We start from the raw sequence: 12,894 nt of genomic DNA, 5'->3' as shown, positions 1-12,894 counted from the left end.
TTATGACAAAAAAACTGCTGTTGGCCCTTCTGCTTACTATATTTGCCGCAAGTTTAGCGCTCACCTTCCTAATTCTTAATTTGCAGGTGGAGACAGGAACAGATAGAGTGGCGATCAATACCATTGTGAAGCTCACGGAACAGAACTGGGACAAGCTTGATCCGAAGCTGTACAAGGAAAGTCCTTATGAATTTGCCATTATAGATACCACGGGAGTACTTAAATATCAGACGGGAAATGCGATTTCCGTTACTGTTAACGAAGCCATCAATAATCGGGATACTCTAGTGGACGTTTTTGTTCAGGATAAGATGGTGGGGAAGGTGATTATTAATAATGATTACCGTGCGATCTTTATACATATGAAAAAACAATTTATACAAGTTTCTATTGTGATGCTGCTTCTGCTTACGGTTCTAGGCGTTCTCTATATTTGGTTCCTGAATCGATCGGTTCTCCGTCCGTTCCGCAAAATGCAGCAATTCGCGAAGCATATCGCGAGAGGTGATCTGGAAGTGCCGCTGGAGATGGATCGTAATCATCTGTTTGGTGCTTTTACCGAAAGCTTTGATATGATGCGGGAAGAGCTTGCAGCGGCTAGACACAGCGAATATTTGGCGAATAAAAGTAAAAAGGAACTGGTTGCTAGTCTCAGTCATGACATTAAAACACCCGTTGCTTCGTTAAAGGCGATCACGGAACTGATGTTATTAAGCGCAAGGGATGAGAAGACCGGCAGACAGCTTAACACTTTGTACTCCAAAGCAGATCAGATTGATCGTCTGGTGACTGATATGTTCCATTCGACCTTGGAGGAACTAAATGAACTTAAAGTCAGCTTAACGGAAGAGCAAAGCCACCTGCTGATCCAAATTATAAATAATGTGAATTTCTATGAACGGATTTCAGCAGCATCTGTGCCTGACTGTCTCATTACGGTGGACCCCTTGCGGTTGCAGCAGGTGATCGATAATGTTGTGAATAATTCCTACAAATATGCCTACACAGACACACCCATAGATATTAAGTTCGAGATCACGGATCATTATCTGGAGGTAGATATTCTGGACTATGGTCCCGGGGTTCCTGAAGAGGAGCTGCCTTTAGTATTCAATAAATTTTTTCGGGGCATTCTGGCCGTGAGCCAGAATGGTGCAGGTCTAGGCCTGTACATTTCCCGTTATATGATGCAAAAAATGCAAGGCGACATTCTGTGCTCCAATCGGGAGGACGGATTTACAGTCAAACTGCTAATTCCTTTAGTAGGACAGAATTAAGAATTAGCTAAGGATTGCACAAAGACATGTTAAGAACATTTAACGTACGATAAGGTTGCAATTACGAATGAGCTTGAGATTGCAGCCATTATATTTCGCGTAGAGCTATGATTTTTTTTAGCGCAATTAATGAGCATGAATGTAAATGGAGTGTTCAACATGAGCGAAGTGAATAATAAAGTGCTGATGCAGACTAATAAGCTTGGAAAAACCTTCTCCCATGGAGGAACTCAGCAGCATGTTTTGAAAAATCTGGATCTGACCTTATATCATGGTGATTTTACGATTATCATGGGCAGCTCTGGTTCTGGTAAATCAACACTGCTGTATGCCATTTCGGGTATGGATAAGCCAACACTTGGAGAGGTTCTATTTGAAGGTCAGGATATCACAGCCATGAGTAATGATCAGCTTGCGATATTCCGGCGGAAGAATTGTGGGTTCGTGTTTCAGCAGATTCATCTGCTGGATACGATGAGTGTCCTCGACAATGTATTATCAAGTGCTTTTCTTGTACAAAAGGATAGAGCAGGGGCTGTAAAAAAAGCCAAAAAGCTACTCTCTGATGTAGGTCTGGATGACTCTGTCTGGGGCAAGTTTCCGGCGCAAATCTCAGGTGGCGAAGCTCAGCGGGCGGGGATTATCCGGGCATTGATCAACAGTCCAAAAGCGGTTTTCGCCGATGAGCCGACGGGTGCGTTAAATAGTTCAGCAGGAATAGGTGTACTGCGCGTCCTTACTGAGGTGAATAGACAAGGGCAAAGTATAATTATGGTTACTCATGATCTTAAAACCGCGTTGCGTGGAAATCGGATATTGTATTTGCGGGATGGAGTCATCGTGGGAGATTTGCGTCTTACCCCTTATAGCGAAGATAACGGACCTGAACGGCAGCAGCAATTACAGTCCTTTCTAACCGAATTGGGGTGGTAGGGATGAGCAGCCTAATAGGAAAATTAGCTTGGTCCAATATTCGTAAAAGAAAAAGTGCTACGGTTACGCTCTTCATTCTTATCATGATAGCTGTGCTGCTGCTGAACATTGGTCTTACGGTCATTTTGAAGCTCAATTCCTTCCAGCAAGAAAAAATGACTGAATTAAGGACTCCAGAAATAAGTGCATATTTTCCAAAAGATGATTATCTAGAAGAGTATGAGGAGCTTGTGGATAGTTATTCATATACAGAATCCTGGGAGAATGAAGCAGCAATTCTGTTAGCAGATGCTAAAATGAAGTACGGACAAACGGACACTACGGTAGCTTTTATAATTCTTAACATGGATACACCGCGGACCAAGGGACTGTTCAAGACAACGACTCCACTAGGATCTAAGGATGCGAATATGATCTATCTGCCTTATTTGTTCCATGTTGGATCGGGGTATAACCTTGGGGATACTTTTACTTTTGTATACGATAATAACTCATTTTCTTATACCATAGGTGGCTTTATTGAGGAGCCGTTGCTAGGGACGTTAACTAATGGAGCTTTAAAAGTATTTTTGAATGATGAAGGTTATAAACAGTTGGGGGAACGTCTTGGAACTGAAGCTCAGTACAGCTTTCTATCAGCAGATTTAACCGATCCTTCAAAGGATGTAAAGCTGGAGCAAATGCTTAGTGAGCGGATTTTTGCCTCAGGAAGTACGGATCAATTTCAAGTCATGCGGGCAGAGGTTGGGCTCGAAGGGAACCGTGTTTTTGTTAATCTTTTAGCAGCCATTCTGATCGTGTTTGCACTGATTATGGTTCTAATCTCGCTTATTGTCATCAGGTTTCAAATATTGGGGCATATTGAAGACAATTTAACGAACATCGGTATTTTAAAAGCTAACGGTTATACTTCATGGCAGATTAAAAATGCGCTTCTGCTACAGTTCACCTCAGTTTCCATCATTGCAGCTATACCGGGAGGCGGGTTATCTGGGCTGGTTATGCCGTTGGTAGGGAATATGATTTCGTCTTCAATCGGACTTCTGTGGCCAATATCCTTTGAAGGGGTCAGTGCAGTGCTTAGTTTGGTTATTGTCTCTGGACTAGTGCTACTTGTTACCTATCTGTCGAGCCGGCGAATTCGGAACATTACTCCGATTACAGCTCTGCAGAGCGGAATCCTCACTCACAATTTCAAGCGGAACCCAATTCCACTCGAAACATCCCGGATGAATCTGCAATTCAGCTTAAGCCTTAAAGCTTTAGTAAGGCAGATGAAGCAGAATATGATGATCGTATTGATCGTTGCCGGATTAACCTTTTCTAGTATTTTTTGCTCTATATTGAATTTCAACTTTAAGGGAGACACCTCAGCAGTTATAGAACTGGTAGGTATAGAACGCAGCGACTTTTTGTTATTGCCGAAAAACGGTGACCTACAGCAGGGGAAGTTTACAGAATTAGAAGCCATGCCAGGGGTTGAAAAGTTGACTGTATTGGATAGCATGGTCGCTTCGATTAAGAACACCAGCTTTATGCTCCGGGTATCTGACGATTATAGCAAGCTGGAGACACAAACCATATACAAAGGGCGAGAGCCAATTTATGATAATGAAATTGTGATTTCCGGTGTTATTGCAAAGTTGGAAAATTCAGAAATAGGGGACGAGGTCCCGATCACTTTTAATGGTGTGACGGAGAATTATTTGGTTACTGGCTTAAGCCAGCAGATTAGCCAACTTGGAATGGTGGCGAGTATGACCGGTGATGGAATGAGAAGACTTCAACCGGAGTACACCCCTCTGTCCATCAATGTGTATCTGAAAGAGGGGGGAGATGCGCAAGCTTTTGTGAAGGATCTGGAAGCACGCTTCCCTAAGCAATGGAACATTACTAACATTCGAGAAACGGTTGATAGTACGCTCAGTACATTCACTGCCGCAGTATCTTCTATGACAGCAGTCATCACTGTGGTGACGATTATAGTAGTCAGTCTGATTTTGTATTTAGTGATTAAGACTTTGATTCTGAAGCGGAAACGTGAGTTCGGCATTCTTAAAGGAATGGGTTACACCACTTTTAATCTGATGACGCAGATTACCTTTAGTCTGTTTCCGGTGATTGTGGTGGGAGTAGCTTTGGGGAGCATAGGGGGGTATTTTTTCTCAGACTCAGCGTTTGTACTATTGCTCTCGAGTTTAGGGATTTATAATGTCCAACTGGCGGTTAGTTTGCCTCAAGTATTGCTATTGTGTGCAGCCATTCTAGCAGTCGCTTATGCGGTGTCTATGCTTGTTGCCCGGCGAATTCGGAAGGTTAGTGTGTACGATTTGATTATGGACTAATTTAAGCGAAAAACAAAAAAACAACGAGCAGGAGGTTAGTTACTCCATGCCCGTTGTTTTTTTATTACATATTTATTCGTCCGTCATCATAATTGAATTGCCAGTCGATGCCGAATTTATCTTTTAGACTACCATAACAAGAGCTCCAGAAGGTTTCTTGCAGTTCCATAACTACTTTACCGCCCTCTTGAAGCTTATCGAAATATTTCTTTATGTTATCTAAATCCTTACTAACTACGGAAAGACTAATATTGTTTCCTTCGATAAAAGGCATACCTGGAAAAACATCAGAAAACATTACATTACTGCCTTCGATATTCAAGCGGGTGTGCATAACCAAATCTTTAGCTTCCTCAGGAAGAGTGAAATTGGGATCGGGTGGTGTTTCACCAAAGGTCATGATTTGTGGACGTTCAGTGCCAAACACCTCTGCGTAAAACTCTGCTGCGTCCCGACAATTCCCATTGAAATTAAGATAAACATCGATGGACATTTTTTTCACTCCTTAAAGGTTTGTTAGCGTTACTTCGAAAATACTTAAAATTCAAAATACCTTGTCACTTCCACATTGTATCATTTACCAGTTTATAAACAAATATTCTTATAGTCTCATTATTAAACTTTTATTTCATCTACTATCTTCTAATTAAAAATAGGATATGGTAGTATTCAAGAAAAGGGATAATTTTCTATAAATTAAATAAAATTATATTTATGTTAAATAGTTAGAGGATTTAGGCTCTTGTTAGATTTTTAAAACGGAGGGGAGGTGATGATGAGTGCGGGTAAGGCATAGAGGAGGTGACCATTCTTTAAAGGAGTGAATACTGCAATTGTAGCATCGCGTGGCTATTAATAAATTATTTACGAATTTATTTAATTGTCGAAAGGAGAATAATAAATGACAAAAGCACTAAGGAAGCAAATGTTGTTATTGCTTACGATCATGGCTTTAGTTATCACCGGATATGCTCCTTCTACCACGTATGCCAGTGAGGCGCATGTTGACAATCCGTTTGTAGGAGCTACAGCATATGTTAATCCTGATTATGCCGCACTGATTGATACCTCTATTGCTCAGGTTACCGATAGTACTTTAGTTTCCAAGATGGAGACCATTAAAAAATATCCGACAGCCGTATGGCTGGATCGAATTGCTGCAATTTATGGCGGGACAGAAAACGGAGGCAGAAAAAGTCTTGAGGAAACATTAGATTCCGTACTCGCGCAAAAGCAACCAAACACGCCGATTACAGCCACATTCGTAATTTATGATATGCCTGGGCGGGATTGCCACGCTTTGGCCTCCAATGGCGAGCTGCCACTGACAGCAGCGGGTTTGACAACCTACAAATCAGATTATGTTGACGTAATCGCCAGTATTTTTGCAAAGCCCAAATATAGTGACATTCGTATAGTGACTATCGTAGAGCCGGATTCGCTTCCGAATCTAGTTACCAATCTCAGCACACCACAGTGTGCTCAAGCTAACTCCACGAATATTTACCGTGATGCTACACGTTACACTTTAAATGCTCTCCATGCCATTCCAAATGTGTATACTTACATGGATATTGGTCACTCCGGCTGGCTCGGATGGGATACTAACCGTGGCCCCGCTATCGACCTCTTTACTTCGGTTGTGTCAGGCACTACAGCTGGACTTGCTAGTGTCGATGGATTCATTACGAATACAGCCAATACCACTCCACTAGTAGAACCTAATCTTCCAGATCCGAATCTTACGATAGGCAGCCAGCAGCTTCGTTCTGCAAGTTATTATGAATGGAATCCGTATTTTGATGAAGCCGATTTCACAGCAGCATTGTATTCAGGTTTTGTAGCAAAAGGTTGGCCTTCCACGATCGGCTTCCTTATTGATACTTCCCGTAACGGTTGGGGAGGACCAAATCGTCCGACTAGTGCAAGCGGAACAACCGTTAACGCTTATGCGGATTCCGGTCGGATTGATAAACGTCTCCATCGCGGCAATTGGTGTAATGCCAGCGGTGCCGGAATTGGAGAAGTTCCACAAGCAGCACCCGCAGGTTATGCAGCCTCACATTTGGATGCATTCGTCTGGGTGAAACCTCCAGGAGAATCTGACGGCTCCAGCAGTGCCATTCCAAATAATGAGGGCAAGGGCTTTGACAGAATGTGTGATCCGACTTATACCAGCTCAAGCGGCACACTGACCGGTGCATTACCTAATGCGCCTGTATCAGGCCACTGGTTCCATGATCAATTTGTTCAGCTGGTACAGAATGCTTACCCTGTAATTCCTCTGAGTAACGGAGGGGGCACTGTAGTTCCTGCGGCACCCACTAATTTGGTAGCGACAGCGGGAGATGCAAAAGTAAGCCTGAGCTGGACGGCATCCAGCAGTGCGACTAGTTACACCGTAAAACGAGCGACCACAAGCGGAGGGCCGTACACCACTGTAGCAACCAGGCTAACGGCAACGAGCTACACCAACACAGGCTTAACGAACGGAACAACCTATTACTATGTTGTAAGCGCAACCAATAGTGTAGGAGAGAGTGTGAATTCGGGACAAGCGAATGCGACCCCAGCGGCGGTGGCGACTGTTCCGACGGCACCCACTACCTTGTTAGCGACAGCGGGAGATGCGAAAGTAAGCCTGAGCTGGAGCGCATCCAATGGTGCGACTAGCTACACTGTGAAAAGTGCAACCACAAGCGGAGGCCCGTACACTACTGTAGCAGCAGGGCTAACGACCACGAGCTACACTAACACCGCCCTAACGAACGGAACAACTTATTACTATGTTGTAAGCGCAACCAATAGTGTGGGAGAGAGTGCGGATTCTACACAAGCGAGTGCGGCTCCAGCAGCAGTGGCGACTGTTCCCGCGGCGCCAACCAATTTGGTAGCGACAGCAGGAGATGCAAAAGTAAACCTGAGCTGGAGCGCATCCAGTGGTGCGACTAGTTACACTGTGAAAAGTGCGACCACAAGCGGAGGGCCGTACACCACTGTAGCAACAGGGTTAACGGCAACTGGCTACATCAACACGGGCTTAACGAACGGAACAGCCTATTACTATGTTGTAAGCGCAATCAACAGTGTAGGAGAAAGTGTGGATTCGGCACAAGCAAGTGCTGTTCCACAAGCTCCAGCAGCAACTAGTCTGACGTTGCAGTATCGGGCGGGAGATACTAATGCGACAGACAATCAGATCAAACCTTATTTTAATATTAAAAATAACGGCACAACCGCAGTGAACTTAAGCGAACTTAAAATCCGTTATTATTTCACTAAAGATAGTAATCAGACGTTAAATGGCACAATTGATTGGGCACAGATCGGCAATAATAATGTTCAAGTCGCCTTTGCAGACAACACAGGCACGAATGCAGACACTTACGTTGAACTTTCGTTTGCTTCTTCGGCTGGTTCCATTCCAGCTGGAGGCCAGTCCGGAGATATTCAACTCAGAATATATAAATCAGATTGGACTAATTTTAACGAAGCCAATGACTACTCCTTTGATGCTACTAAAACTGCTTATACTAACTGGGATAAAGTGACGCTTTATCAAAGTGATGCTCTCGTATGGGGGATTGCTCCGTAACGGAAAGCAGGGGATAATTAAAAGAGCCGCTGGAGTGATCCTGGCGGCTCTTTCTGTATTATTTAATTCGTTTACCGAGTAGCACAAGCAGCCAGATGATTCCAGCCCCAACAATGGCGTGACCAAGCCCCGCAATATGGGGCAGGAAGCTAATATCACTGCCGTTAATTTGCAGCATTCCACGTGTAGCCATTGCACCAATCGTGATTAGAAGACCAATGTTATAGACAATGTACCATGCACCAAAAGATTTAGCCTCATGGATATTAAATAACTTGTCTAAGATCATAGCAATAATAAAGAAAAAGAATCCTAAGACTAGAATGTGAGTGTGAAGCGCAACTAATATAGTATCTCCTGTGAAATCATTCATTTTAGTAATTTCGCGATAGGCCACTCCGGCTATCAAACCAAGAATTGCATAGAAAAAAGACGTGTAATACAATTTTTTCATAAGAATATCTCCTTTGTAGTTATCGTTATGATTGAAGTGTATCAAGCAATTAAGAACGCAATATGAACAAATGATTACAAGGAGAAAAAAATCACTAGTTTATAAAATACATTATATCCTAAAGGAAGTTTCACTTTCCACGACGAACTGTACTACTAGAGAAATGAGAGGAGACTTAAGGAAAATATGATCGATAACGTTGAAGGATTTCCTGTGCTCGAAACAGACCGCTTTATTTTGAGAAGAATTACACTGGATGATGCTAAAGAAATATATAATTATTTTTCAAAAGATGAAGTGACCCAGTATTATGATCTGGATAGCTTTACCGATATACAGCAAGCGATCAACCTTATCGAAAGATGGGATGAACGTTTCAAAGGCAAACAAAGTATTCGCTGGGGAATAGCCAGGCGTGAGGATAATATAATGATGGGTTCGTGCGGATATCATAACTGGGCGCACAGAAATTTCAAAGCAGAGATTGGGTATGAATTATCTCCACTTTATTGGCGGCAGGGTGTGATGACGGAAGTCCTGACAGCTATTATTGCGTATGGCTTTGAGCATATGAAGCTCCATCGAATTGAGGCGTTTTATGATCCGGCTAATATTGCCTCCAAGAAGTCTCTTTTGAAAGCGGGCTTTAAGTATGAGGGATTGTTGCGCGAATCTTTTTTTGAAAAAGGTAGATTTGTAGATGCGGAGATTTGCTCTTTGTTAGCTTCCGATACGAACTAAGAAGTATAAAATTATAAAAAAGCGAGTTAACCATAATGCGAGAGGACGTATTTTGGTTTTTTGTTTGTGATACAATAAATAGATTATCGACTTTATCCTACGTGGTACTAATCCAACATACATATCATGATGAAAGAAGGTGAAGGTATGGAGTTTGAGTATTTGCTTCGTGTAATTGGCGCGGGAATTTGTGGCGTATTAGTTGGATATGAACGCAAAAGCCGGATGAAAGAAGCTGGAGTTAGAACACATTTTGTTGTGGCCTTAGGTGCTGCACTCATGATGGTCATCTCCAAATATGGGTTTCAGGACCAAGCGGATTGGCCTAATCTTTCTCTTGATCCCGCTCGGATAGCTGCTCAGGTAGTAAGCGGAGTAGGTTTTTTGGGCGCAGGAATGATTTTTATGCAAAGACACACAGTCAAAGGGCTCACTACTGCTGCAGGGATTTGGGCAACAGCCGGAGTGGGCATGGCTATAGGGTCTGGTCTTTATATTCTTGGCGTAGGAGCAACGATAATCATTTTACTTGGGCAAAAGATCTTACACAGTCGTAACAGCTGGCTGGCCGCACCAAAAACCCAACAGCTCGTTATAAGTCTAGCTAACACAGAAGGCGCTATGGGCCGAATTCAAGAGTTGCTTAAAGAACACAAAATCGCTGTTCTAAGTTTTCATGCTGAAAATAACAGTGTAGAATCCGAATTAAACGTAGAAATCGTTGTAAGATTGCCTGAATCATTTAATCCAGTACAATTGTTATCGATGATCCAAGAGGACGCAGCGGTTAAGACCGTTGAGTTTCAATGATTTTTTAGCACCTTCGATGTAACTAACTCACTTCGCATCAAAAGCTACCTCCTTTTTGAGAGTTTCCTTTTGATGCGAGTGTTACCTTCAATTTACCATCGATTCACACACCCTCACATTAATCCAAGCAAAATACCACTTTCAGTCTTTCTATTCCAATTAATAGGTTCAAGATTCAAATTAAATGCTAATCCATGGGCTTATATGTTATGTCTGTGTTATATATTGAGTGGTTTTTGTGTTGGTTATCTTTCGTTAACCGCTTACATTTATTTTTAAATAAAAAATATGTCATTTATATTGACACATAAACCATGACCCTTTATTATTAATCCCATCACTGGAGAAACTAAATTAAAATTTAAATCAAAGAATACATTATCAGCGCTTTATTTGCAAATAATTTCTTGTTTTTGTGGTTTATTAATCCAATTAATGCACTGGAGAAAATAATTAGGAGAATGCCCGTGAAAAAGCACGATCAGGATTTTATGAAGCGACAAAATCGTTTAACGGTTTTCGAAATTATAAAAAATCAACAACCGATTTCTCGCGCTTCTATTGCTAAACAGACTGGTATGAGTCCTACGACTGTAAGTCGAATTGTCGGAGAGTTGACGGAGGAAGGATATTTACTCGATTCAGAGCAGGTATCATCAGGATTAGGTCGGAAATCAACGTTAATAGGTATGATGGACGCTTCTGTATTATCGGTTGGCGTTGAACTGGATCGCAGTCTTATGTCTATTGGAATTGTGGACTTACAAGGACAGCTTATCTGCAGTAGTCAATTTTCCCGTACACCAGACGAAAGCCCGGATCGAACGCTGGAACGGATTCATGAAGCCATTGAGCAATTGTTCCAGCAGCATGTGATTGACAGAACACGTATCGTGGGTATTGGCGTTGGACTTCCCGGCATTGTGAATAACGAAGAAGGAATTGTTGTCTTCTCTGTTCAGCTAGGATGGAAAAATGTGCCGTTAGCCAAACGCTTGAAAGAGCTGACAGGTTTTGAAATCGCTGTGGACAATGAGCTGAAAGTAAGGGCTCTTGCTGAACATCTTAAAGGAGCTGCAGTCGGCTCCAGCCGTACGGCATTATTGGGTTTCGGTCAAGGCGTGGGCTCTGCGATGATTCTCGAGGGAGAGATCTATCGAGGTGTGATGAACAGTGCGGGTGAAATTGGGCATACGACAGTGGATCCTAACGGAATGATGTGTGAGTGCGGCAAAGCGGGCTGTTTACAGACCTATATAAATATCAGTTCTTTATTATCTGAAGCTAATCGGATTCGCCCGATCCGTACGATTGAGGAGTTATTCGCAGCAAAACATGCAGGAGAACAATGGGCGATTCACTTGATCGACCGTGCACTCATGTATATGGCCATCACCATTAATAATGTCGTATGCATGTATAACCCCGACAGCGTGATTTTAAGTGGAGAACTCGTGGACAAATTCCCGGATATATACGAAGAAGTTGAGCAGCTGTACCTCTCGCGCTTTACCTGGGAGCCGCTTCGTGGTTCCTTTACGATTCATCGCTCGTTGCTAAATGAGAAGGGTGTAATTATTGGATCGGGACTTTTATCGCAGAATCGATTTTTTGCCTTAGATTAAATTAACTACTGCTGGGGAGGTTGTACAGATGGGATTTACAACATTGGTAGAAGAATATCGTGGTGGCCTGCTGGAGAATGTGCATTATGGTGCAGTTAGTGTAGTTGATGAGAAGGGCAACATTTTGTACAAAGCAGGCGATCCGGAGCATATGACTTATCTTCGCTCTGCTGCTAAGCCATTCCAAGCTTTGCCGGTAATGAAACGCCGGATCGATGAAGTATATGGTTTGACAAGTAAAGAAGCTTCGCTGTTTACCGCTTCACACCGGGGAGAAGCCTTCCATATTGAAGCGCTTGAAGCTCTTTTTCAGAAAATGGGATTAAAAGAAGAGTCACTACATTGCTGCTCTACATACCCGCTGAATGAAGAAGCCAAAGCAGAACGTCACCGGGCAAATGAACCCACTCGTAAAATCTTTCATAACTGCTCAGGCAAACATGCAGGGTTAATGGGCCTTAGCAAATATATGGGTTGGGATATAAACACTTATTACGATCCTAACCATCCTGTACAACAGGAGATTCTTGAGATGATGGCTTATATCGCTGAAGTTCCCAAAGCGTCCATCCCGCAAGGTATTGATGGCTGTGGACTTCCTATCTTCGCACTTCCGCTTCATAAAATCGCTTATTCCTATCTAAAGCTAGCGTGTCCCGATTTAATTGAGGATACGGATATACGTAACGCAGCCGCTGCCATTGCAAAACTTATGAACGATAACCCGGTTATGATTGCTGACACGGAATTTGTATGCTCAGAGCTCCTGAAGGATGACAATCTGACGGCTAAGGGTGGAGCAAAAGGGGTATACGGTATCGGACTCCGTAAGGAACGAATGGGTATATCACTGAAAGTATCCGACGGATCAGAACAAGTCTGGCCATGTATTATCGCATCGATTCTAGAACGTATTGGTTACAGCAATCAAGACACAATTGATCGCCTATATGCACTCGTGCCTAACACGATTGTTAATGATGGCGGTACTGTAGTCGGCGAACGCCGTGCTGTATTTCAATGGGAGATCTAGAGCATAAGGTCAAGAATAATCTTCAAGTTTGGTGATTAATCGGACTAGAAGCTTTTCTAATACATCGTTTGAATAGGGGAG

Annotated in this window: 10 protein-coding genes; 8 read left to right on the top strand and 2 right to left on the bottom strand. The window is 42.8% G+C overall.

Annotated elements, in window-relative coordinates; genetic code table 11:
• Positions 1-2: 2 nt before the first annotated feature.
• The 3 genes from NSQ91_RS20890 (at position 3) to NSQ91_RS20880 (ending at position 4,555) form a co-directional block, all read left to right on the top strand.
• A complete protein-coding gene (locus tag NSQ91_RS20890; RefSeq protein ID WP_340919665.1) occupies positions 3-1,277 on the top strand; it encodes a HAMP domain-containing sensor histidine kinase in 1,275 nt (424 codons plus the stop codon).
• A gap of 159 nt (positions 1,278-1,436) precedes the next feature.
• Positions 1,437-2,210, top strand: a complete 774-nt coding sequence (locus tag NSQ91_RS20885; RefSeq protein ID WP_076183127.1) for an ABC transporter ATP-binding protein — start codon at positions 1,437-1,439, stop codon at positions 2,208-2,210.
• Positions 2,211-2,212: 2 nt separating this feature from the next.
• Positions 2,213-4,555, top strand: coding sequence for an ABC transporter permease (locus tag NSQ91_RS20880; RefSeq protein ID WP_076304845.1), 2,343 nt, complete (start codon positions 2,213-2,215; stop codon positions 4,553-4,555).
• Positions 4,556-4,619: 64 nt separating this feature from the next.
• On the opposite strand, the gene NSQ91_RS20875 is transcribed toward NSQ91_RS20880, so the two are convergent.
• A complete protein-coding gene (locus tag NSQ91_RS20875) occupies positions 4,620-5,048 on the bottom strand; it encodes a VOC family protein (protein ID WP_076183122.1) in 429 nt (142 codons plus the stop codon).
• A gap of 408 nt (positions 5,049-5,456) precedes the next feature.
• Here NSQ91_RS20875 and NSQ91_RS32090 point away from each other — a divergent pair, with 408 nt between their 5' ends.
• The gene (locus tag NSQ91_RS32090; RefSeq protein WP_143763908.1) at positions 5,457-8,150 is read left to right on the top strand and encodes a glycoside hydrolase family 6 protein; all 2,694 of its coding nucleotides are present in this window, start codon (positions 5,457-5,459) and stop codon (positions 8,148-8,150) included.
• Positions 8,151-8,208: 58 nt separating this feature from the next.
• Here NSQ91_RS32090 and NSQ91_RS20860 read toward each other — a convergent pair whose 3' ends face one another.
• On the bottom strand, positions 8,209-8,604 hold the full coding sequence (locus tag NSQ91_RS20860) for a DUF2871 domain-containing protein (protein WP_076129897.1): 396 nt from the start codon (positions 8,602-8,604) through the stop codon (positions 8,209-8,211).
• 186 nt (positions 8,605-8,790) lie between these two features.
• Here NSQ91_RS20860 and NSQ91_RS20855 point away from each other — a divergent pair, with 186 nt between their 5' ends.
• From NSQ91_RS20855 to NSQ91_RS20840, 4 genes are all read left to right on the top strand, one after another.
• A complete protein-coding gene (locus tag NSQ91_RS20855; protein WP_081387118.1) occupies positions 8,791-9,345 on the top strand; it encodes a GNAT family N-acetyltransferase in 555 nt (184 codons plus the stop codon).
• 147 nt (positions 9,346-9,492) lie between these two features.
• Positions 9,493-10,155: an MgtC/SapB family protein gene (locus tag NSQ91_RS20850; RefSeq protein WP_094903188.1), complete on the top strand. Its 663-nt coding sequence runs from the start codon at positions 9,493-9,495 to the stop codon at positions 10,153-10,155.
• Between the two features lie 467 nt (positions 10,156-10,622).
• Positions 10,623-11,780, top strand: coding sequence for an ROK family transcriptional regulator (locus tag NSQ91_RS20845; protein WP_340919656.1), 1,158 nt, complete (start codon positions 10,623-10,625; stop codon positions 11,778-11,780).
• Positions 11,781-11,808: 28 nt separating this feature from the next.
• Complete coding sequence (locus NSQ91_RS20840; RefSeq protein WP_076304846.1) at positions 11,809-12,813, top strand: asparaginase; 1,005 nt, start codon at positions 11,809-11,811, stop codon at positions 12,811-12,813.
• Positions 12,814-12,894 lie beyond the last annotated feature (81 nt).

It is taken from the genome of Paenibacillus sp. FSL R7-0048 (genome assembly GCF_038004505.1).
GTDB lineage: Bacteria > Bacillota > Bacilli > Paenibacillales > Paenibacillaceae > Paenibacillus_AQ > Paenibacillus_AQ odorifer.
Note: the sequence above shows the minus strand (reverse complement) of the source record. Positions and strands in the feature narration are given on the sequence as shown.

Bases quoted from the DNA above. Each gene is read 5' to 3' on its own strand.
- NSQ91_RS20890 (WP_340919665.1), top strand. From the start codon at position 3: ATGACAAAAAAACTGCTGTTGGCCCTTCTGCTTACTATATTTGCCGCA.
- NSQ91_RS20885 (WP_076183127.1), top strand. From the start codon at position 1,437: ATGAGCGAAGTGAATAATAAAGTGCTGATGCAGACTAATAAGCTTGGA.
- NSQ91_RS20880 (WP_076304845.1), top strand. From the start codon at position 2,213: ATGAGCAGCCTAATAGGAAAATTAGCTTGGTCCAATATTCGTAAAAGA.
- NSQ91_RS20875 (WP_076183122.1), bottom strand. From the start codon at position 5,048: ATGTCCATCGATGTTTATCTTAATTTCAATGGGAATTGTCGGGACGCA.
- NSQ91_RS32090 (WP_143763908.1), top strand. From the start codon at position 5,457: ATGACAAAAGCACTAAGGAAGCAAATGTTGTTATTGCTTACGATCATG.
- NSQ91_RS20860 (WP_076129897.1), bottom strand. From the start codon at position 8,604: ATGAAAAAATTGTATTACACGTCTTTTTTCTATGCAATTCTTGGTTTG.
- NSQ91_RS20855 (WP_081387118.1), top strand. From the start codon at position 8,791: ATGATCGATAACGTTGAAGGATTTCCTGTGCTCGAAACAGACCGCTTT.
- NSQ91_RS20850 (WP_094903188.1), top strand. From the start codon at position 9,493: ATGGAGTTTGAGTATTTGCTTCGTGTAATTGGCGCGGGAATTTGTGGC.
- NSQ91_RS20840 (WP_076304846.1), top strand. From the start codon at position 11,809: ATGGGATTTACAACATTGGTAGAAGAATATCGTGGTGGCCTGCTGGAG.